At 60.1% G+C, this 21,597-nt stretch carries 18 protein-coding genes; 9 read left to right on the top strand and 9 right to left on the bottom strand.

Annotation, left to right across the window (positions count from 1 at the left end):
• Positions 1-10: 10 nt before the first annotated feature.
• The 4 genes from IH881_07315 to IH881_07300 all read right to left on the bottom strand — a co-directional run bounded on the left by IH881_07315 (position 11) and on the right by IH881_07300 (position 7,082).
• The gene (locus tag IH881_07315; protein ID MCH7867492.1) at positions 11-2,683 is read right to left on the bottom strand and encodes an MMPL family transporter; all 2,673 of its coding nucleotides are present in this window, start codon (positions 2,681-2,683) and stop codon (positions 11-13) included.
• 116 nt (positions 2,684-2,799) lie between these two features.
• Positions 2,800-4,341 (bottom strand): DUF115 domain-containing protein, encoded by a 1,542-nt coding sequence (locus IH881_07310; protein MCH7867491.1) that lies wholly within the window; start codon positions 4,339-4,341, stop codon positions 2,800-2,802.
• Between the two features lie 163 nt (positions 4,342-4,504).
• Positions 4,505-5,845 (bottom strand): MFS transporter, encoded by a 1,341-nt coding sequence (locus IH881_07305; GenBank protein ID MCH7867490.1) that lies wholly within the window; start codon positions 5,843-5,845, stop codon positions 4,505-4,507.
• A 64-nt stretch (positions 5,846-5,909) separates the two neighbouring features.
• On the bottom strand, positions 5,910-7,082 hold the full coding sequence (locus IH881_07300) for an OmpA family protein (protein ID MCH7867489.1): 1,173 nt from the start codon (positions 7,080-7,082) through the stop codon (positions 5,910-5,912).
• Between the two features lie 284 nt (positions 7,083-7,366).
• Here IH881_07300 and IH881_07295 point away from each other — a divergent pair, with 284 nt between their 5' ends.
• The 4 genes from IH881_07295 to IH881_07280 all read left to right on the top strand — a co-directional run bounded on the left by IH881_07295 (position 7,367) and on the right by IH881_07280 (position 11,415).
• Complete coding sequence (locus IH881_07295; protein MCH7867488.1) at positions 7,367-7,957, top strand: TetR/AcrR family transcriptional regulator; 591 nt, start codon at positions 7,367-7,369, stop codon at positions 7,955-7,957.
• Positions 7,958-8,013: 56 nt separating this feature from the next.
• Positions 8,014-9,246: a cytochrome P450 gene (locus IH881_07290; GenBank protein ID MCH7867487.1), complete on the top strand. Its 1,233-nt coding sequence runs from the start codon at positions 8,014-8,016 to the stop codon at positions 9,244-9,246.
• 188 nt (positions 9,247-9,434) lie between these two features.
• The gene (locus IH881_07285; protein ID MCH7867486.1) at positions 9,435-11,042 is read left to right on the top strand and encodes a response regulator; all 1,608 of its coding nucleotides are present in this window, start codon (positions 9,435-9,437) and stop codon (positions 11,040-11,042) included.
• Positions 11,029-11,415: a CBS domain-containing protein gene (locus IH881_07280; protein ID MCH7867485.1), complete on the top strand. Its 387-nt coding sequence runs from the start codon at positions 11,029-11,031 to the stop codon at positions 11,413-11,415. Before IH881_07285 ends, IH881_07280 begins: the two co-directional genes overlap by 14 nt.
• Positions 11,416-11,440: 25 nt before the next feature.
• On the opposite strand, the gene pyk is transcribed toward IH881_07280, so the two are convergent.
• Both pyk and IH881_07270 read right to left on the bottom strand, forming a co-directional pair.
• Entirely contained in the window at positions 11,441-12,874 is a 1,434-nt protein-coding gene (gene pyk, locus IH881_07275) for a pyruvate kinase (protein MCH7867484.1), read from the bottom strand.
• Between the two features lie 50 nt (positions 12,875-12,924).
• Positions 12,925-14,445 (bottom strand): PQQ-dependent sugar dehydrogenase, encoded by a 1,521-nt coding sequence (locus IH881_07270; protein MCH7867483.1) that lies wholly within the window; start codon positions 14,443-14,445, stop codon positions 12,925-12,927.
• Between the two features lie 148 nt (positions 14,446-14,593).
• Between IH881_07270 and IH881_07265 the strand changes: the two genes are divergently transcribed.
• Genes IH881_07265 through IH881_07255 form a run of 3 tightly spaced genes read left to right on the top strand, consistent with a single transcriptional unit; the run spans position 14,594 to position 16,572 of the window.
• A complete protein-coding gene (locus IH881_07265) occupies positions 14,594-16,036 on the top strand; it encodes a thioredoxin family protein (protein MCH7867482.1) in 1,443 nt (480 codons plus the stop codon).
• Complete coding sequence (locus tag IH881_07260; GenBank protein ID MCH7867481.1) at positions 16,033-16,329, top strand: hypothetical protein; 297 nt, start codon at positions 16,033-16,035, stop codon at positions 16,327-16,329. Before IH881_07265 ends, IH881_07260 begins: the two co-directional genes overlap by 4 nt.
• Before the next feature lie 21 nt (positions 16,330-16,350).
• On the top strand, positions 16,351-16,572 hold the full coding sequence (locus IH881_07255; GenBank protein ID MCH7867480.1) for a hypothetical protein: 222 nt from the start codon (positions 16,351-16,353) through the stop codon (positions 16,570-16,572).
• Between the two features lie 58 nt (positions 16,573-16,630).
• On the opposite strand, the gene IH881_07250 is transcribed toward IH881_07255, so the two are convergent.
• The 3 genes from IH881_07250 to IH881_07240 are packed head-to-tail and all read right to left on the bottom strand — an operon-like array spanning position 16,631 to position 20,624.
• Entirely contained in the window at positions 16,631-18,739 is a 2,109-nt protein-coding gene (locus tag IH881_07250; protein MCH7867479.1) for a sulfatase-like hydrolase/transferase, read from the bottom strand.
• Positions 18,729-19,979 (bottom strand): DUF2029 domain-containing protein, encoded by a 1,251-nt coding sequence (locus IH881_07245; GenBank protein MCH7867478.1) that lies wholly within the window; start codon positions 19,977-19,979, stop codon positions 18,729-18,731. Before IH881_07245 ends, IH881_07250 begins: the two co-directional genes overlap by 11 nt.
• A gap of 24 nt (positions 19,980-20,003) precedes the next feature.
• Complete coding sequence (locus IH881_07240) at positions 20,004-20,624, bottom strand: 1-acyl-sn-glycerol-3-phosphate acyltransferase (GenBank protein ID MCH7867477.1); 621 nt, start codon at positions 20,622-20,624, stop codon at positions 20,004-20,006.
• 142 nt (positions 20,625-20,766) lie between these two features.
• On the opposite strand from IH881_07240, the gene IH881_07235 reads away from it, so the two are divergent.
• The gene (locus tag IH881_07235) at positions 20,767-21,042 is read left to right on the top strand and encodes a BolA family transcriptional regulator (GenBank protein ID MCH7867476.1); all 276 of its coding nucleotides are present in this window, start codon (positions 20,767-20,769) and stop codon (positions 21,040-21,042) included.
• A 20-nt stretch (positions 21,043-21,062) separates the two neighbouring features.
• Positions 21,063-21,437 (top strand): Rieske (2Fe-2S) protein, encoded by a 375-nt coding sequence (locus IH881_07230; protein ID MCH7867475.1) that lies wholly within the window; start codon positions 21,063-21,065, stop codon positions 21,435-21,437.
• The last annotated feature ends 160 nt before the right edge of the window (positions 21,438-21,597 follow it).

The following is a 21,597-nucleotide window of genomic DNA, read 5'->3' as shown; positions in this document are numbered from 1 at the left end:
ATCAACCGAATTATGCCCGGGGCTCAGTCGGGGTTTCTGGATATCGCCAGAACTTTGCCAGCAGGGCCGGCAGAACCACCAGGTTGCAGATCACCGTGAGCGACATTCCGACGGTCAATAGCGTTCCAAGCCCGGAAAGGCCGACATGGGACGAAAAGGCGAGGGTTCCGAAGCTCGTGATGGTCGTGAGTGCACTAAAAAAGACGGCCCGCGCGGTGGTCGTGCCGAGAACATCGATCTCGTCGGGTTTGCGTCGACGGGCCTGTTCCACCAGATGGATGCCACTGTCGACACCGGCGCCGAGCAGCAACGGAACCACCACGACGTTGAAGAAGTTGAGGGGGAGGCCAATCAAGACCATGATCGCCCCGGTTGCGGTGCCCGCGAGCATGAGCGGAGCCATGACCAGGACGACCTGACGGACGCGCCGCCAAAGCAACCAGAGGATTCCGCAGATCGCAACCACGGCCGTTGCGATGGCTTGTCGGAAGGCCTGCTTCGTCGTGCGCGCAAACTCGACGAGATTGACCGCGATGCCCGTGACATTGGGGTCGACACTCTGCACCGCTTCGACGAAGCGAGTGAAGGCTTCGTGATTTTCGAGGTTCTCCCGGGGAAAGGTTTGCACTCGGGCGCGACCGTCGGGAGCGATCAAGCGTCGGACGAGCTGATCCGGGAGAGATTCTCGGGTAATTCGCGAGGCATTGAGCGCGCGGTGGAGTCGATCCACCTGTTCGGGAAACGTCGAAAGCAGTAGATCCTCGAGCTTGGCGAGGGCGCGCTCGGGGGCTTCATCTCGGTCGACCCGCACCAGAAACTCGTCGAGTTTTCCAGTGAGATCCTGCATGCTCGCGACGAGCAGGGGGGCTTCGGCTTCGTCGCTGGCTCGCACGAGCAGGTCGCGAAGCAGACGCAGCGCTGCAATTTGCTGATCGGGCGGCAGGGTTTTGGGAGGGGTGTCTGAACCGCCCCCGCGCGGTCCCAATAGAAACGAAAGGTCGCTCAAGATTTCGAGCTTCTCTTCCTGTTCGTCGGGGATGTAGTCGGAGAGCGTAATCGAGCGATCGACTGCGTCGAGTCGCTGCATTCGGCGCTTGATCCCATCCGCCTCCTTTAGATTCGCGGCCACCGAGTTGGCGTACCAGGGTGAATTGGTTCCCGAGTCGGCGAGCAGGTCGTTGAAGGTCTGGACAGATTCCGTCGACGGATCGCGCATGGCGACAATGTTGGCGTCGAAGTGAAGATCAGAGACCAGTACCAGGGACAGCGCAAAGGCGACGAACGCCGCGGCGCGAATCGTGCGCGAATTGCGCGCGATGAATCGCGAAGGTATTTCGCCGAATCGCAATTCTCGCGTTCGTAACCGCTCGGGATTCGCGTGAAGCACGGCAGTCAGCAGGGCGGGGAGCAAGGTCAAGGTCAAGAAGAGGATGATGATCAAACCCACGCCCGTGATCAGTCCGAGTTCTGCCACTCCCTTGTAGTCCGTCGGCAAGAAAGCGAAGAAGCCGAGCGCCGTAGTGATGGTGCAAATCGAGAGCGATCCTCCGACACTCGCTGCTGCTTCGTCGAGTGCAGCGGCGTGGCTGTCACCGCCGCGCAGCAGGTCGGCGTAGCGCATGCCCAGATGCAACCCGAAGTCGACCCCCAGCCCGAGAAAGAGAACGCCCGCGGCGATCGAGATCACGTTCAGGTTGCCGACCGCAATGGCGGCGAAGCCCCCGGTCCAGATCAGCCCCGTGAGCAAAGTGATTACGACCCCGCCGACGAGCGGGCCCGAGCGCAAGGCCAGAAAGAGGATGATGCTGACCAACAGCAGGCAGAACCCCCCCGAGACCCCAATATCCCAGGTCAGGCTGAGGGTTTCTTCATGGGTGAGCGCTGGATTGCCGGTCACTCGGATTCGCAGACTGCTGTCCCCCTCGCTCATGAGTTGGGCAGTTACTCTGCGAATGGCTTCAAGGGGAGCGCGCGCCGGAAGCGCGTCTGCAAAGTCGAGCACCGGATGGGCGAGCACGACGCGACGGGTAACGACGTCGATCGCCGATCCCGCGAGCATCAAGCCCTCCCAGGAAATCGCCAGTGGGTTCTCTCGGTAGACCTCGACGCTCGCGCCGCCCAGACGGTCAAAAATCTCACCCCACAATTCTTCGTCGCCGTTTTGGGGTCGAAACCGGTCGAGACCTTGCTGAATCAGCGAGGTCAGGTTGGCGATACTCGCATCGCGGTCGAGTTCCGCGATGACGGGTTGGACGCGTAAGAGGTGGTCCGAAAACTGGTCGAGGTCGTCGACGGTTTGATAGAGCAGTGCGTGTTGTTCGAAGAATGGGCCGCCACCGGGCAAATAGACCGTTTCGAAATTTACCGGGTCGCGACTGAGGATCTGGACGAGCTGCTCGCTGGCATTTCGCGCGGCCTCTGGAGTCGCCGCGTCCACTACGATCAACAATGCGTTTTCAAGATTTGGAAAAACCGCCACGAAGGCATCGTGATTTCGTCGGGCGGGAAGATCTTCGGGAAACAGTTGGATGGTGTCGGAGTTGATGCCGAGGTTTGCCCCGGCGTAGTAGCCGGACGCAAGGGTGACGACGGCACAGAGCGCGAGCGTTTGCCACGGTCGAACTCGCACGGCGCGGACCCAGCGGCGGAGCGGGCCAGATAATGCGGAGTCGATGTCAATCAAGGAAAAGGCTCGCTAGGGGGGCGCCGCGACGTTGGAAGGGTGAAGACGTTGTGCAGATCGCCTGGGCCTCCAATGGAAGCACGCCCAGTGCTCGGGGTCCGGAGAAATCGACTGACTCAGAGAAGCTGAGAGTCCAATCCTGATCCGGCTTGCCGTTCCGGGGCGATCCCGTCCAGGTCGCGCAGCGCGCGCCTCGCCAATCGCAGGGAAGCTGCGCGGTCGAGGGGCTGCCAGCCGGGATCGCTGTGCTCGATGCCGCCGACGGGGCGCACAGAAGTGCCGGTGTTTTTGGTCAGCCACTCGTAATGCCTGCGGGTTGCCCGGAGGCGCCCAGGGTGCACGGTTCGCGGCAGAATGGGAGTGGTGAAGCTGGGAAGTGCTGCGATGAGTGTTTCGAATTCGTCGACGCCGATCGCTTGGCAGCCGGCGATGGGGAGTCCGTCGCTGAGGCGAAAAATTTCACAACCCTCATCTCGCAGTCGCGAACAGTAGTCACCTAGATAGCGAGCGGAGTGGAAGTAGTGCGAGTTGGTGGTCACAGTTTCGCCCGCGAGATTCTTCACGAAAAACCGCTCGGCGTAGCGCGAGGCGTCACAATCGAGATCGACTCCAACCAGGATGAATCGCCGGGCGCCCATCCTGTGCGCCAGCAACATGGACGTCTCGCTGACCGAAACAATCGGCTCGTCGAGAATCTCGAGACCGCTGGCTTGCCAGGGGAGTTGATGTGCGTGCTGGGTTCGTCCATGAAACAGGCAGCTGCGGTCCCGATGGTCCCGCAGCATCTTTGGCTCCGAGGAGGTGTCCGCCAGCAGAAGGTCGAAAGGGATGTCGTTTGGGATGCCAAATATTTCGAACAGGTTACGCAGATCAGAGCACACCGCAAAGTGAACATGAGACGATGTGGCTAGAAGCTCATGCAGAACGCGAACTCCGGCAAACCGAACGCCGCCTGAGTGATTTGTGAATCCGCGATTGGCCAGATGAATGGATGGACCCGCAGAGATGATGATTGCAGTCTGTCCGTCGAGGCAGTCCGCCAGGTCGTCGGTCACGGGAGTGAAGGGCAGTTGACTTGCGGCTTCGATACTGCGTTGACTCACAATCGCGGCACGGGGCGTTAGCTTCGCCTGGCCGACCAGTCTTTGGCGCAACGCCCGGAGCGCGTAGCGCGCTTCAAAACGGCATACATGTTCGTAGCCCGGATGAATCCAGAGATAAGGATTGCGGCCAGAACCCGCGAGTGCGTCCAGCGCGAGTTCGAATTCCTTCGTCGTGCTGACGCTCACGCGATGATGGGGACTCTTCTTTCGCTTGCCGGTGCCCCGGTTCGCCGCTGCGGTCAGGACTTCGCGGGTTGACCCGAGATTGCCAGGAAATCCCTTGTTGGCGATCTCCTCGCACAGCTGCGGGAACGGTTCCCAGTGCAGGATGGACTCCGTCCACTGCTCGGAGATCGCGCGCGTGATGTAGCCGAGGCCCGATCCGATCGAAATGAGTGAGTCGTGACCTCCATTCGCCATGGCAGCCAGAACCTGGCTTGCGACTTGTTGGGCTTCGGCCAGGGGATTGTAAGCGCTGTGGGCGTGGCGTCGGGCGACGCTGAGCGTGTTGGCGCCAGAACGCGACTTCTCGATCTTCCACTCGACCTCAGCCATCTTCGCTCCCGCGCAGGCGCGCAACGCATCGATTCGCAAGGGGACGGATCGCCCATGGACCTGCGTTCATACTGCCGTGTCGAGTCGAGGTATCGGGTACGGGGATCGGCGCCTCAATCGGGCCAAGCCCCCATTTTTGTGGAATCGGGAGATCGGAAAATTCTCAACCGTAAACTTGCCCGCGCTTCTTCCAGTTGCGAGACATAAGACACATGAACGCTCCGTAACCGGCGCAGATCACGGACGTGAGTATGAGCGTCGTCGAGACACCGAGCGGCACCGCGAGGTATCCCATCGCAAGACTTCCGAAGGGCACCAAGCCGGCCCAGCAGACCTGAAACAGGCTCATGACTCGGCCGCGTTTCGAATCATCTACAATTTGTTGGATCAACGTTTGGAGGCTGGTCATCACGGCGAAGTAGCAGTATCCGATCACTATTTGTGCGATCAAAGCAACTGTGAGGTTTTCCGTCGCGCCAAATACTGCGAGTGTTGCGCCGTAGACGATGAGTTTGCGAGATGCCGAGAATATTCCCGGGTTCTGTTCACGTCCAGATCGCAGCGCTCCGGCCACGGCTCCGATCCCGGTCGCGCACACGAGCCAGGTAAAATACTGTCCATCCTTCAAAACGTCTGTCGCGTAGGCGCTCAGCAGCACCGTATGCGAAACCCCGAAGAACGACAGCATCGCAACCAGGCTGAGAGCGGGTACGGCGGGGTGACGTTCCTGAGCGTGGACGATGCCGTTGTGCATGCGATTCCAGATGCCGCTCTCGTCATTTCCGGGGACAAAGCGATCGATCTTCATCTGCATGGTCAGGAACGCGGCGACCAGGGCCGCGACCAGGTAACTCGCAAACGAGATGTCATAGCGGCCTGAGGCCACGATCGGTATCGCGATGAAGGGGCCCATGACCCGGGTCAGGTTGTTCGCGGCCGATTGCAGGGACACGGCACTCGGGAGATCCTCAGCGGGTACCGTATTCGCCGCGATCGCAAAGCTTGCCGGGCCGGAGAACGCGAAGGACAGACCCATGAAAGCCGCGACTGCGATCATGCGGTAGGGCGTCATCTCGTCCATTGCGGTCAACCAGGTGAGCGTGGCACAGCAGCTGGCGATCAGGCCGTAGCAGCAGAGGACGATCGTCTTGCGGTCGAATTGATCCGCCACGACCCCCGCTAGCGGGGCGAAGAGAAATGCCGGCAGAAAAAGAAAGAAGAAGAGCAGACCCACCATGCGCGTGTCGTTGTTGCTGAGCAGGGTCATCTGTTTTTGAAGCGAAAGATGGGAAAGCCAGAACCCGGTCTGGTTGATGATGAAGGCCATGAAGAGCAGCCGAAACGAGGGATGGGACAGCGCTCGGAACGTGCCGCCACTTCTTGTTTTGTCATCGACGGGTCGAACGCGATTGGCCGGCACGCCCATGGCGACGGAGTCGGCAGGATTGAGCGCGGCGTCGCCGGGGTTTGCGCCGAGACTTTCTTCGGGATGGGATCTGGTCACGAGGTTGGGCCTAACGAATTGCAACGGGGCGCGCGGAGTAGTCGGACTCTAGCGCGGAGGGGCCCTACTTCAAAACCGTCAGCTGACAACGGCGGTTTGTCGCCATGCCTTCTTGGGTGTTGTTGCTCGCAAGCGGTGAACTCATGCCGAAACCCCGGGTCATCAGACGGGCGGCGTCGATACCGGTGGCCTCGAGGTAGTGCCGCACCGCATCGGCCCGCTGCTCCGAAAGGGTTTGATTGAACTGCGCAGTCCCCATGGAATCCGTGTGACCGTCGATGCGGATGCGCAACTCGGGGTTCATCTTGAGTACTTCTGCGACTTCGTCGAGTGCTTCGTACTGCGAATCGAGAATGCGGAACTGCCGGGTGTCGAAGGTGTAGCTGTCGAGCACCCAGCAGCCGAAGTCGTTCACGTGTGCGAAGTGCGGGGTGTCGAGACACTGATCCGTTCCGTCTTCTACGCCATCCCCGTCACGGTCGACCTTTTGGACGACGACAATGGCTGGCGGCGGCGCGCTGACGGCGGGGAGCAGCGCTGCGAAGAATACGTACTGCTCGAGTTCGTGAAGGGACGCTGTGCTGGTCAGCGAGTCGGCGTGTCGATAGCGGCCACATCCCGTGACGGCGGCAAGGCTCTGCATCAGTCGCGTGCCCGCCGGGTCGTCACCCGACTGGATCGTGAAGAAGCAGACTTCCCCCTGATTTTCAGCGACCAATTGAAACGCGGCTGCAAGCGTGTGCTCGAGGCCCAGATCGCGACCGTGGCGGGCCGCTTTGCCATCGGAAAAGAGCACGATCGCAGTGGTGCCCGTCCGCCCCCTCAACAAGCCTTGTACTTCTTTCAGCACCGCGGGAATGTCGGTGCTCTTGCCGAGCAGTTCGCCGTCGATCACCGCGTTTTCCAAATCGTCGCGGTCGAATGGGGCAAAGCCGAAGATCTCGCTGGCGTCGCCGCCAAAGGTGACGACCGCCGTGGCGTAGCCGCCCTCGGGCATCCCCGCGACGAACGATGAAGCGAGGTTTTGGGTAGAGAGGAAGCGAGAGGAAGCTTCCATTGAACCGGATGCATCGAGCAGGATCACGGCCTGGTCGACGCGAAGGGCCGTGTTCTCGCCGGGTTCGACGATTGTCGCCTCGATGGGCTCAGTGGGGGGTGGGGGAGAGACGCAACTCGCAGTGCTGAACAGGGTCAGCGCGGCTACGAGCGAACGGGCGGAAGATGTCGAGAAGCGCATCGGGGGGGTCTCCGTACATGGTTGAGCGTGGAAGCCGCGATCTCGGGAGCATCCTAGCAGTCCGAAGAATTGCGCCTTCTAGTACTTGACGTATCTTGGAGTTCTATCTAAGTTTAGCTCGGACTCCAAGCATGATGACTTCTCCAGATAAACGCTCAGAACGTCCACCTCAGCCGCAGGCCGCGACCGCTACGGGGCCAGAGCCTGATTCGGCCCCATCTCCCGGCCGCAGGGAACGCCGCAAACAGGCGCTACGCCAGCACATTTTTGATGTTGCGACCAAGATGTTCCGGGACCGGGGGTTCCAGGCCACCACCGTCGAACAGATTTCGGAGGCCGCCGATATCGCCCCGGCCACGTTTTTCAATCACTTCCAGAACAAGCGGGCAGTCCTGTTCGAGATGACCAACATGGTGGTGATCCACCTTCAAGGCCTGCTCGATCAAGAACTCGAGCGCAAAACGGATACCCGTTCGCGTCTGTTGGGCTTTGCACGCGCTGCTGGCGCAGACATCGGGGAAGCCCACGAAATTGCCCGAGACGTCGTACTCACCATGGTGCGCAGTGAAACCGACGGCGCCGAGCCCCCCTATCTGCTCAGAGTCCATCAGCCCTTTGCCGAGATGCTGCGCGAAGGACAAAACTGCGGGGAAGTGCGCGACGACATGAGCGCCGACTTTCTGGCAGAAATGGTCGTCGGGATGCTCAACGCAACCGTCACTGCGTGGTTGTCAGACCCCGGTTATCCGGTCGAAAAGCAAATCGTGCAGGCAGCAGAGTTTGGCTGGGAAGCCATTCGAGCGCCGGATCATTCAGTTTCGGAGCCGCGACGGACGAAGAAGAAACAGAAGAGCCCGAAGAGACAGAAGAGCTAGAAGAGCCCGAAGAGACAAGTGAACCAGTTCATGTGGACAAACCAGGAGTGCCCCCGATGAAAATGACGGATGTGGATATCGATTTTACGAGTTCAGCCAATTGGACCCCGGATATGGAAGGCCGGCTGCGCAGCTTGTGTGAGAATGAGCCGATTTTCTGGTCTGAGAAGAGTGGCCACTGGATCGTTACGAGTTTTGAGCACGTCAGTTACGTTTCGAAAAACAATCAGCTCTTCTGTTCGGGTGAGGGCGTGCGACCGGGAATGCCGATCAAGCTGAGCTTGATCGACGAGGACGAGCCGCGTCACGGCAAGCTGCGTGGCCTGATCAATCGTGGCTTCACCCCCCGCATGGTCTCGAAGCTAGAAGAAGTCTTTACCCGGATTGCAACGGAAACGATCGACGCCGTCGCGAAGAAGGGCCGATGCGATTTTGTCACCGATCTTGCGGTCCCAATGCCGCTGCTGTTGATCGCCGAGATGATTGGCATCCGCCCCGATGATCGCGAGCGCTTTCACCAATGGTCGGACGCCATGATTGCCGGCGACGGAAATCTCGACAAACCGGAAATCGTCGCGGCCGCAGGCCAGGCCTTCGTCGAATACACCTCCTACATACGAGAAATTCTCGACGATCGGCGCGAAAACCCACGGGATGATCTGGCGAGCATTTTGGTCGGCGCGGAAACCGACGGGCTGCTGCATACCCACATGGAACAGCAGGACACGGCCTTCATTGGCGACGGCGGGGAAGTCGCGCAAGAAGAGCTGGTGATGTTCATGGTCCTGTTGCTCGTGGCCGGCAACGAAACCACGCGCAACGGCATTTCTGGGGGCATGCAATGTCTGATCGAAAACCCGGAAGCGCGACAGCGCCTGATCGATGATCCCAGTCTGATTCCTCAGGCCGTCGAAGAAATGTTGCGCTGGGTCACGCCGATCCGCTCCTTCTGCCGTACCGCCGTCGAGGACACGGAACTCGGAGACAAGAAAATTCGTCAGGGCGACAAGGTTTTCATGGTCTACAGCACGGCCAACCATGACAAAAGGGAGTTCGAGTCGCCCGAGGTGTTTGATATCGACCGCAATCCCCACCACATCGCCTTCGGAATTGGCAATCATTTTTGCCTCGGCGCCAATCTCGCTCGCATGGAAATGAAGGTCGCCTTTGCCGAATTGCTGCGTCGCCTTCCCGACATGGAGTACGCAAGCGATGGGCCGCAGTTCCAGCCCTCGTCCCTGGTGCGCACCTGTAAGAAGATGGAAGTGGTCTTTACTCCAGAGTCGTAGCCGCTCCATTCTCGCAACCTGTTGCCCGAGAAAGGCTGCTGGATTCAGGACCCTTGCATCCCCGACTCTGGGGAGTTTTCGGGGCAAGATTCCGGAGATTCATCCATCGCCTAACGCCCCCGTTTTGCCGTTTCGAAGACCCTGTACCGCGGTATGCAGAGCGGTCTACGGCCTATGGGTTCAGTTTGATGGCGAAACAGGGCGGCAGTATCGAGTTTTGCGAGGGGATCTCCTTTGAGACCTTCTGTGAGCGCCTGCCTGTTTCGTTGATGATCCTCAATCGCGACCAGCACTGCATCTATGTCAATCAGCGCTGGCGCGAACTCTCCCGCTTTGATGACGAAGAACTCATGGGAACTGCGTGGATCAATCTGATCCTCCCCATGGATCGCGATTGGCTCCAGGAAGAACTCGATTTATCCCACGATCAGGGCAGGGAATTGTCGACCGACTTCAGGCTGATGCGGCCGGACGGTGAAGTGATCATGGTGCACGGGCGCGCGGTCTATATCGAAACGGCTGCGGGCGAAGTGCTGTATACGATCTTTACGCTTGAGGACACGAGCCACCGCGCGCGCCTCGAAGCAGAACTCAGCAAGGCGGCTGAACAGGCGACGGCCGCAAATGTCGCCAAGTCCGAATTCCTGGCCAACATGAGTCACGAGATCCGAACCCCGATGAATGCGGTGGTGGGAATGGCCGCTCTGCTGCTGGATAGCGACCTGAATGACGATCAGCGAGATCTCGTGGGAACAATCGCTCGCTCGGGCGACGCGCTGCTCTCGATCATCAAGGACATTCTCGACTACTCGAGAGCGGAAGCCGGCAAGCTGGTTCTCGACAGGCTGCCCTTTGACCTTTGTCAGTCGCTCGATGACTCCGTCATTTTGCTGCGGTCATTGGCGCACGATGGCGGATTGACACTCGACGGCATTCATGAAGTCGAATCCTGCTGGGTGTTCGGAGACCAGGGACGCCTCGGTCAGGTCTTGCTGAACCTTATTGCGAACGGCATCAAGTTCACCAAATCTGGTTCCGTCACCGTGCATTTGGACGTCTTGGACGATTCCAATGGGCGCCGTCAATTGGCGATCTCCGTGAAGGATTCCGGAATTGGTATTTCCGAAGAGAAGATCGAGCTCGTCTTTGAACAGTTTACGCAGGCCGACGCTTCCAATACCCGCAAGCACGGCGGAACCGGGCTCGGTCTCGCGATCTCGCGCCAGCTGGTAGAACTGATGGGGGGCTCGCTCTCACTGACGAGTGAAGTTGACGTTGGCTCGACCTTTACAATCAATCTCGACCTCGAAATTGCGATGCCTCCCTCGGACAATCTGGGCGCCGGCGGTGCGGCGGGATTTGAATCGTCGCTCCTCCAGGGAAAGCAGGTGCTGCTGGTAGAGGACAACGCGGTCAATCAGAAGGTGGCCAGGAAGATTCTCGAGCGCTTGGGTTGTGTCGTGCAGGTTGCAGTGGATGGTTGTGATGCCCTGTGTCACCTCGAATCCTATTGCCCCGACGTGATTTTGATGGACTGCCAGATGCCAAACATGGACGGATTCGACTGCACGCGAGCCATTCGCGCCATGGACGGCCCTTTGTCTGAGATCCCCATCGTCGCACTCACCGCAAATGCCATGGTCAAGGATCGCAAGCGATGTGAACGAGAAGGGATGAACGATTTTTTGACGAAGCCGCTTCGGGTCAAGGAGCTGGTCCGGTCCCTTGCTTCTGTACTGGAGTTGGAATCCGAGGGCGCTGAAAGCGAAGAGGAGACTACCCTTGAAGATCAGTGAAATCATGAACGGACCCGTGGAGACGGTTTCGCCGAATCTCAAGGTCTCCTCACTTGAACAGATCCTCAAGCAGCACCAGATCAGTGGCACTCCCGTCGTGGCGAGTACCGGTGAGCTCGTCGGCATCGTGTCGAAGACCGATTTACTGGGGGGTTATGTCGAGGACCCGACGCTGTTGAAGCGCGGTGCCGAGGTGTGGGAAATCATGACGTCGGACGTTCTCTGCGCGCAGACTGACGATACGGTTGCGAGCGTGGCAAAGACGATGGTCGATGCCCATGTGCATCGGGTACTGGTGTACGACGGCGATTCGCTGGTGGGCATTGTCTCGACGCTCGATTTTCTTGAAGCAATGGCCTCTAGCGCAGCCTAGAGTAGACGCCCCGGAAGCAGGCGTCTCATGACTCGGGCACATCGAGGACGCGGATCATGCTCGTGCTTCCCGACTCGCGGTCCACTCCATGGGTCGCGACGATGATGTCTCCCGGGTCGATGTAGCCCAACTCCACGCCGCGGCGTACGGCGAAGGCAAGCATCTCGTCGTCGGAACCCTCCCCGTCGAAGTGGATTCCCGTAACGCCCCAGTTCATCGAGAGCTTTCTGACCACGTCCGCTGAGACGGTGATGGCGAGGATGGGGCAGCGCGGGCGAAACTTGGAGATCGACCGCGAGGTGAAGCCCGTTTCGGTCAGGGTCACGATCGCGGCCGCGTTCAGGTGATGGGCCATGGTGATGGCGGCCTGACTGACCGCATCCGTGACCTTGTCCGCAGTCTCGGTGTTGGTGTGCTGCAAGTGGCCGTAGTCGGTCAGCGAAGCCTCGGCCCGCAGCGCGAGTGCTGCAATGGTGCGAACCGCTTCGACTGGATAAGCGCCTGAAGCCGTTTCCCCGGACAGCATGACCGCAGAAGTCCCATCGAAAATCGCATTCGCAACATCGCTGACTTCGGCTCGGGTCGGGACCGGGTTGCGTTCCATCGAGTCGAGCATCTGCGTCGCGGTAATTACGGGCTTGCCAGCCCCGACCGTCGAATGAATGATGCGCTTCTGGATGATTGGGACGTCCTGGAGTTCGATCTCTACCCCCAGGTCGCCTCGCGCGACCATGGTCCCGTCGGCCGCCGCGATGATTTCATCCAGGTTTTCAACTCCCTCACGGTTCTCGATCTTGGCAATGATCGGAATGACGGCATTGTGCTCTTCGAGGATGCGTCGAATGGCGATCACATCTCCCGCGCTGCGCACGAACGACGCTGCGATGTAAGTGATGTCGTGTTGAATCGCGAACAGGATATCGTCGCGATCTTGACTCGAAATATCGGGGTAGGCGATGTTGATGTCCGGGATGTTGACGCCCTTGCGGTCGCCGAGCAGGCCGCCGCGGTTGATCGTGCAGTGGACATGATCGTCTCGAATTTCTTTGACCCGTAGTTCGATGACGCCATCGTCGATCAAGATTCGCGAACCCTGCTCGACTTCATCTGCCAGTTTTTTGTAGCTGATCGAGACTCCGGAGGCGTTTCCGAGGCGATTGTCTGCATAGAGGTCGAAGGTTTGGCCGGTGGTGAGCGTCGCGCTGCCTCCTTCGAGACGCCCCGTGCGAATTTCGACGCCCCGGGTATCGAGCAGAATGGCGAGGTGCGTTTCGAGTTCGGCAGAGGCCTGTCGAATGGTATCAATGTGTTTGCGGTGTTCGGCGTGGCTGCCGTGAGAGAAATTCAGACGCGCCACGTTCATCCCGGCGCGGATCATGGCCTTGATCGTATCGACCGAGTCCGAGGCCGGACCGATCGTGGCGATGATCTTGGTCTTGCGAAGGATTCGGTGTCCCATGGCGACGTCCCCCCGGATGTCTGATGCTAGAAAGCGTAACGACTCTGGTGTCAGCGACCAGACGTGTGGATCTTGGAAAGAAGATAAACCGCGAGTGCGCGCTTTTCTTCTGCGGTCAGTGGGTAGCTCGGCATCGGCGAAGGGGGCGCTGCGAGCAGTGCTTCGAGGGCGTTCAGGTCGTAGCGCTCCGCGAGATGGTCCAGCGGCTTGACCGAAATGCCGAGTTTTGACTGTGCGGGATCGTGACAGGTTGCGCAGCGATGAAGCTCGTACAAAGACGCTCCCTCCAGGGACAGGCTCGCGCGAAGTGTATTGGAGATGCCAGCAAGCGGATCTGAAGAACCTTGGTTTCGCCTCGATCGAGTGGGGTCGAGATTGCTGGCGTTTTCTTCGCCATACGCAACTCGCCAGATTGCACCCGCGTAGTCATCAGAAATATAGAAGGCTCCGTCACGGCCCTCGACGACATGAACGGGTCGACCGATGACATCCCCGTCTTGTTCGAAGCCACTCAAGAAGTCTTCTTCGCGAATCGTCCCGTCGGGTAGCCAGCGAAGAGACACGACGCGGTATCCGTCTTTGATCGTTCGGTTCCAGGACCCGTGGAGTGCGACCAACGCCGCTCCGCGAAGAGCGGCTGGAACCCGATCACCGCGGATGAAACTGATCCCGAGCGGTGCGTTGTGGGCCCGAAAGCTGTGAACGGGGGGAATGGACGCGAGGATTCGTGCCTCTTGTCCAGCTCCAAAGTCCGGGTCGGGTACGCGGTCACCGTTTGCGAATGGCCAGCCGTAGAACCCGCCCATCTCGATGAGATTCAATTCGCAGGGTGGGAAGTCGTCCCCCAGTAGATCGCGCCCATTGTCCGTGGCGTAGAGATCGAGGGTTCCGGGTTGCCAATCGAAACCGACCGCGTTGCGCAAACCGTAGGCGACGAGTTCGCCTCCGGTTCCGTCCGGTCGGTAGCGGTACATGGCAGCCCTTCGCTCACCATCTTCGGTGCAAGCGTTGCACGATGAACCGATGCTCAAGTACAGAAACCCATCGGGTCCCATGCCGATTGTGCGGCTCCAGTGATTGCCCCGCGAAGGGATACCGGTCACGATGCGTTCGAAGTCACCGTTCACTGTTCTCGACTGGGCGTCGTAGCGCACCCGGCCGATCGCGTTGGTTTCCGCGACATACAACCACCCATCGAAGAGTTCGAGGCCCTGCGGGCGATTCAAATTCTCGAGTAGAGGGAAGGTCCCGTCACTGCGGCCGTCGCCGTCTGCATCCGCTGCAATCAGGATCACATCGCCCGATCGCGGCCTGCTGGCAATCAGGTCACCTGTGGGCGTCGGGTGGAGCCAGCGAACGTGCTTCAGCTTGTTGGCGTAGAGCGAGAGGCCAAAGCCCGGTTGCAGCTGAAAACGGCTTTGAATCTGATTCGAAGAAGGCGCGCCGATCGTGTGGCCGAACAGCATTCCGGCAAGAGGCACATTGACCACGAAGCGTTCGGGAAGCAGAAGACTGCACGAGACGGCGAGTCCGATCAAAAACACACACGCGGCGATCGCGAACCTACGCATCGAACGGACGGCCCCCCTCAAACAGCAGCGGGGCAGAGACTAACACGAGCCCGGATCGCCGTCCGAATGGAACACGGCTTCCCGGAGACCGGATTTGGCGAGTGCCTCGGTTGCCCCCTACAGTGTCGGGAATCGCGGAGGCGTAATTGTGGTTCGATCGAGTGCACCGCTACCCAACGGCATCGTCGCGTTCGTAAAGCGAGATTGCCCTACCTGCGAATTGGTGGCCCCGGTCTTGCGACAGCTAGCCCAGGGCGGCGCGCTCACGGTCTACAGTCAAGACGATCCCGACTTTCCCAGTGATATCGAGGTTTCGGACGACTGCTCCCTCGAAGTTTCCTGGCATCAAAACATCGAAGCTGTTCCCACGTTGCTGCGGATCGAAGACGGCATCGAGAAAGAACGTGTGCTCGGCTGGCACCGCGAAGAATGGGAAGCCCTCAGCGGTATGAGGGGGCTCGGCGCAGACCTGCCCGCAATGCGGCCCGGCTGCGGTTCGCTCTCGGTCGACCCCGAGCACGCGACAGATTTGTTGCTGCGCTTCGGAGTCGACACCCTGCGCTCTCGACGCATCCCATTGGCGCGACTCGAAGACGATATCGAAGCACTCTACGGCCACGGCTTCAGCGATGGCTTGCCATTGGTTCCCCCGACCGAAAAGCGCGTGCTCGCCATGCTCGAAGGGACGGCGCGCAAACCCGACGAAGTGGTGGCCGTGGTGCCCTCGGACCTGGTCGAGTGCACGGTCGAGAAAGTCGCGATCAATGCAGTCATGGCAGGTTGTCGTCCCGAATATCTCCCGCTTGTCCTCGCCGCAGTCGAAGCTGCCTGCACGGACCAATTCAACATGCATGGCCTGCTGGCCACGACGCTGAGTGCTGGGCCGGTATTGATCGTCAACGGCCCGATCCGAAAGCGACTCGGAATGAATTCCGGAGTGAATTCCCTGGGCCAGGGAAACCGTGCCAATGCGACCATTGGACGGGCGTTGCAGTTGGTGGTGCGAAACGTCGGCGGGGGCCGACCCGGAGAAGTCGATCGCGCCGTCTTCGGACACCCCGGAAAATTGGGATTCTGCATCGCCGAAAACGAAGAAGATTCTCCCTGGCAGCCGCTGTCCGTCGATCTCGGTTCCGAGGCGGGGCGCGACACCGTGACGCTATTTCCCGGGGAAGGGCCCCGCACCATCCTCGATCAGCTTTCGCGCGAACCCGAATCTTTGTCGCGCAGTTTTGCCGCGACCCTGCGCGGGCTCTACCACCCAAAGATCGTGTTGGCTTTTGACTGCCTGCTGCTCGTGTCGCCGGAACACGCCCGGATCTTTGCGGAAGCCGGCTGGGATAAAGCTCAATTGACCGCGCGCTTGCACGAGTTGTGCGCCATTCCCAGCGAAGAACTATTGCGCGGCGCTGGCGGCATGGCCGAGGGTACCCAGGGACCGATCTCCGTGGAAACGGTTCCGAAGTTTCGGCCCGGTGGCATATACATCGTGCACTGCGGTGGCTCGGCGGGTCTTTTTTCAGCGGTCATCGCAGGCTGGGTGGGCGGCGAGATGGGAAGTCAAGTGATCTTGAAGGAGGTTCAAGCATGAGCGCACACACCGAAGCAGAACGGGTGATCCTCGACCCGACCGGCGAACAGGCTCTCGTTCAACGCGAACGAATCCCGCGACCTGAAACAATCGAGGGACTGACCATTGGTCTGCTCGACATCTCAAAGGCCCGGGGCGACATTTTCCTCGATCGCCTCGAAGCCGAGCTGACCAAACGCGGCGCCCTGATCAAGCGCTTCCGCAAGCCGACCTTCACGAAACCCGCACCCTTCGACCTGCGTCAGCAAATTGCCAACGAGTGCGCGGCGGTGGTCGAAGCCCTGGCGGACTGAGGCAGCTGCACGTCGTGCAGTGTGCACGACACGAAAGCACTGGAAGAGCAGGGCGTAGCGTCGGTCTTCATCGCCTCGAACGAGTTCGTCAGCGCGGCAGCATCGCAAGCCCGGTCGCTTGGCTTCGAAGCCTCACCCGTCTTTACCGAACATCCCATCCAGGACCGCACGGATGAAGAGATGGTGCAGATCGCGGACAAGGCCATCGACGAGATCGTGGCGAAGCTGACGGGGCAGGGCTGATCGGAAGAACGAAGCCCGCGTGCATGATGGACGGAACAAAGCCTTGGCTTTGCGATCGCTACTCTCGTTCGTCCTTCAAGATTCGAACTTCGACCTCGCCGCTGCCTTTTGGAATGTCTTCAGTAGCCAGCAGCGCTGCGAAATAGTGCTTTGTGCGCCGGATCCGGAAGCTGCGCGTCACCGCCCGGACTTTGCCCTCAACCGCGATGACGACGTCCCACTGATGATGTAGCTGCCCGGGGGGCGCTTCAATCTGACCCTGGATCCATCCAGAGCGCAATTCGAAGACGGCGTCCGAATCGTCCGTCGCTTCATCGGCTCCGAAGAGAATCAAAGGAAGTTTGCCAGAGGACTCGAGTTGGCCTTCGATCTCCTTCAGGCTTTGCCCCAAGAGATCGTCACGGGAACTCGCGAGCCGCAGCCAGCGTCGTTCAGGCTCGTAGACCAGTCTCTCCATCATGGGCACAAGAGAGTGAAACTCTCCTCCATCGGTTGCGTCGAAGGCCTTCAGTCCCCGGTATCCAACGGTGATAAAGGCATGCTTTTCCTTGGGCATCGTCTGTGGGGCCGCGAGTAGCGAGCGTCCATCCACGGACCAGGGCAGTGGAACATCAATGAAGTCTGCGATCGTCGGCAGGATGTCTACCGTTTGTGCGTTGCGGTCATCGTTGATTCCCTGCCTTTTGCCCGGGAGCTTCAAGAAAAGCGGGACGTAAAGAACGTCCGTTCGGGTTTCAGGAGTGATCGCACGCGAGTGAGCTTTTGGTGTGAAGCTGGATCCGTGGTCCGCAGTGACGAGCAGCAGTGAATCGTCGTATAGACCGAGTGCCTGCATGCGGTCGAGAATCTCGCCCAGCAGCGTGTCTACGAGCAGGAGCTGCAGGAGATAGCGCTGCAAGCCTTGGCGAGCAGGCTCCTCGCCGCGGTACCAGTAGCCCCAGCTGCTGCGCAAACCCGGCACCCACCAACGGCGTGTGTATTGACTGCGGTCGGGTCGAAAGTTGTAGGGGGTATGTGGGAGAACGATGTGCAAGAAATGGAACGTCGGCGCGAGCCCGTCGGCGCTTTGCGTCACCTCCTGCATGCGATCGAGAAACCGCGACACTTGAGCGATCCGGGCTCCCTCGCTCATCGCATTTGCGTGATCGAGGGCGTCGCCTTCCCGCAGGCCGAAGAATGCAACCTCGCCCTCGATCGTGGGAATGCCGAAGCGCCAGTGTTCGGGCAGCAACACGTGGGCAGAGACGATGCCGACGTCTCGCAGCAACCTCGTGCTGCGTTGGATGAAGTCCGGAGGCGGCTCGCGCATGCTCCGCGGGGAGAAGCGCGTGATCTCCTCGGATACGTTGGCCATGTGCGAAGAGGCGATGAAGCCAATCAGGTTCTCGGGGTAGCCGACTGAACTCGGTGGTGGGAACGGGTTTGCTTCCACGGGGAACCGCCCGGTCAGGATGGCCGGCACCGAAGTCACGGTAGATTCCGCAACTGTGGTCGCGTTGCGAAACCAGATCGAATCATCCGCGAGTCGAGCAAACGCCGGTAACCGCGTGCGATCAACCGCGCCGTTGGAGCCGAGCAGGCTGGAGGTCGAAAGTTGGTCGAATACGATCATCACGACCGACTTCGGGCTGGCGCCATCGATTCGAACGGATCGCTGTACCTCGGCGACGGATGAGAGGATTCCGGTAGAGGCCAGGTTCCAGACAAAGAGCGTCGCGATCACGAGCACCGCGGGGGACGCCATGGTCATGCTCAGTCGCACCGCCAAGTAACGCCGGTACGTGACGCAGAAGCAAAGCGCGCCCGCAATTGCAACAGGGATCGCAAGCGTTTCAAATGTCGCGCTGCTTCGCAGCGCAAGTTGCAATCCGCATGTGGTGAGGAGAAAGAGCAATAGCGTCTGAACCCAGCGGCGCACCGCCTCTGCGAAGAGTCCCGCCACCCCCGTTGCCACGATCAGCGGGAGTGAGATGAGCAGACTGAGGACGAGCACCAGCACGAGCACATCCATGAGAGCCACGTCATGGGCGAAGAAGAACTCTGGACTGCGCCTCAGTACGTCGTAAGTGGGCTGTGCAATGAAGAGATTGCAGAGCAGGAGCAGGTGAACGGATCCCAGGAGGAATCCATCGTGGGCCCGATCCGCCCCTTTGGCTTCACCCTTCATCCGCCTCGATACCCCCGCCGAAATCGATCTCGGCAGTACACCATCCCAACAGAAGCAGAAGCGCGAGGCTCGCCACGCTGAAGTGAATCCATTCAGAGATCGGATAGGCGATGGGGACGATGTAAAAGAAAATCAAGGCCGCGATTCCCACGCGCGCGCGTTGGGCGCGCTTCTCTGCGATTCGATAGGCGGCCCAAATCATCATCGGGTAGTAGAGAATGAGGTCGTAGTCGAGAAGATGCGGCGTGGCGAAGGTGCAGGCCCCGAGCAGAAGCGCGAACGCGGGAAACGAGTGCGTGTCGCGCGCGAAGATCGGAGCGAGTTTGCCGCGCAGCCAAAGCGCAAAAGCGAACGCCGCGCCCCCCCCGGCAACGCCCACCGGCATAGCCCACGACGTGCCCGAAAAAGGCATCGCTACAAGACTGCGTAAACTGACGTGTCGATTTAGATGAAACCACAACCGCTGTGTGAGGTCGGGGGTGTCGAACAGCATCTCGACATACCCAGCCCAGATCTCGATCCCATCCGCCGCGATCGAAAGTGCGAGCACGCCTGCGCCCCCGAGCACGAAGCCGCCAACCATGCGCCATTGCGCCGCGAGTGCCAGCGCCAGCGCGACAGGGGCCGCGACGGTGGGCTTGATGCAGAGGATCCCCAAAACGATACCCGCGAGAATGTCGCGCTTGCTTTGCCGCAGCGCGAGCCCCCCTCCCAACAGCGCGAGCCAGAGCGCCGCGGGCTGTCCAGTGGCTATCCCGAGCTGGCTGGCCGGCGCAGCCCAGAGCAATAGCCAGCCCTCAGTGCCCCGGGGTAAGTCCAAACCTGCGCTGCGCAGCAGGAGCGTGATCCCGAGCCCATAGGCGAGCAGGAACCCCCAGAGCAGGAGCTTGCTGGCGCGAATCTGCCCCAGGCCCTCGAGGGCATTGAAGCCCTGGTAGATCGGGGGCGGGTAGGTGGGGTTGTAGCGAGAATTGGCATCTGTGCGCTCGACGGATTTGAACGCTTCCCTGAATGCTTCTCGGTCGTAAAGATTGCGCGAGGGGATGTTGGCGTCGAGAACCGCGGCGCCGGTCCAGAACTGAATCAAATCCCCGCCGCGTACCACCAGCGGATCCGGTCCGGCGGGATCTTCGCCGCGATGTGCGAAGTGGACCGTCATGATGATGGGGGCGATGAAGAACATGATGGCCATCGAGATCGCGAGCGCATCCCAGCCAATTTGATCGTCTCGAAAGAACACAGTTGGGTCCCAGCTGGATGCTGTCTACATCTCTTCTTTGAGACGCACCGGGCCGAATAGCTCCGGGCGCTTGCCGATCTTGTCCCGATAGAAATCACGAATCTGGTTCATGTCGCTGGTGATGTCCTCGCCCGGGATGAGTGCCGGGCCGAAGCCACCTCGCTTGCGTTCGAAGTCGAGATAGCCCATCACGATGGGGACTCGGGCCAGCCTGGCGATGTGGTAGAAGCCGGACTTCCAGTGCGCGGTGTAGCTACGGGTGCCCTCGGCAGGGACAATCAGGATAAAGTCTTCTCGCTTCGCAAACTCGTCGGCCATTCCCTGGACGCGGTCGTTGCTGGATTCTCGGTGGATGGGGAGTCCGCCCATCAGGCGCATGAACCATCCGTAGGGCCAGTAGAACAGCACGTGCTTGCCCATCCACCGCACCTTCATCTCATAGCTCCAGGCGAGCGCCATCATGAACGGCAGGTCCCAATTGCTGGTGTGGGGCGCCGCAATCAGCACGTACCTGGACTCGAGCGGGCGGCCCGCTTCGCTCTTCCAACCAAAGACTGCCAAATAGAATTTGCCGATCCATTTCAACACTCGCGGTTCTCCGAATCTAGTGGGGCCCTTGGCCCCGATGGCAGGCGGGCACAGCATAGCCGGTTGGCCGCTGAATCTCCTGTGCGGACCGATGGGGTCTCTTTCGAAACGCGGAAGGGCGCTAGTCTCTCTCGCGCGTAGTGCCCAAGAGCCTGGGGCCGCTTCGCGATTCCCTGTTTTTGACAATCCTGGAGATTCCATGAGTGAACGGAGCGACAAGATCGAAGCCAAGTTGAGAGAAGCGCTCGATGCGGTCGAGATCGAAGTCGTCGACGAGAGTCATCTTCACGCGGGACATGTGGGCGCGCGCGAGGGCGGAGGCCATTTTCGTGTGAGTATCGTGTCCGAACGCTTCGCGGGGCTCGGTCGCGTCGCCGCCCAGCGACTGGTGTATCAGATTCTCGAATCCGAGATGAAGCATGAGATCCATGCGCTGTCCATTACGGCGAGTGCACCCAAAGCCGGTTTGTCCTGAAAGCGGAGACCGAGCCGAAGATGTCCCAGCCCAGCGAGCTGCCAAGTTTGCGTCTGTGTCGCCTGGCGGATTTGCCCGAAGGCGAGGCGTTGGACGCGGTCGGCTTCGCCGGGGACGCGCCCAATCAGGCGGGCATTCTCGTAGTGCGCCACGGTGCCGGCGTTCGGGCCTTCGTCAATCGCTGTCCCCACCAGGGGACGCCATTGAATTGGACCCCCGATCGTTTTCTCGATCTCGATCGCAAACAAATCATCTGTGCGACCCACGGCGCAGTGTTCAGAGTGAATGATGGCTTTTGTCTTTCGGGACCCTGTTCGGGGGATTCCCTGGAATCGGTTCCCGTCGAAGTTCGCGATGGCGATGTCTTTGTGGTCGACTGGCGCCGTTCGGACTGACTCCAGTTTGCCTTCCCGCGAGATCGGAACTTCTCACTGGGCACCCGCTCGCCCTCGATCAGAAATGCGATTTTCGCTCGCAATGTTTTGCGCCTCACCGCAGCACTCAGAGTGCCGAGCGGGACTTGAAGGGGCGCTCGCATGCCTTCGCGTGTTAGAA

The sequence above is a fragment of the Myxococcales bacterium genome (genome assembly GCA_022563535.1).
Lineage (GTDB): Bacteria > Myxococcota_A > UBA9160 > UBA9160 > UBA4427 > DUBZ01.
Note: the sequence above shows the minus strand (reverse complement) of the source record. Positions and strands in the feature narration are given on the sequence as shown.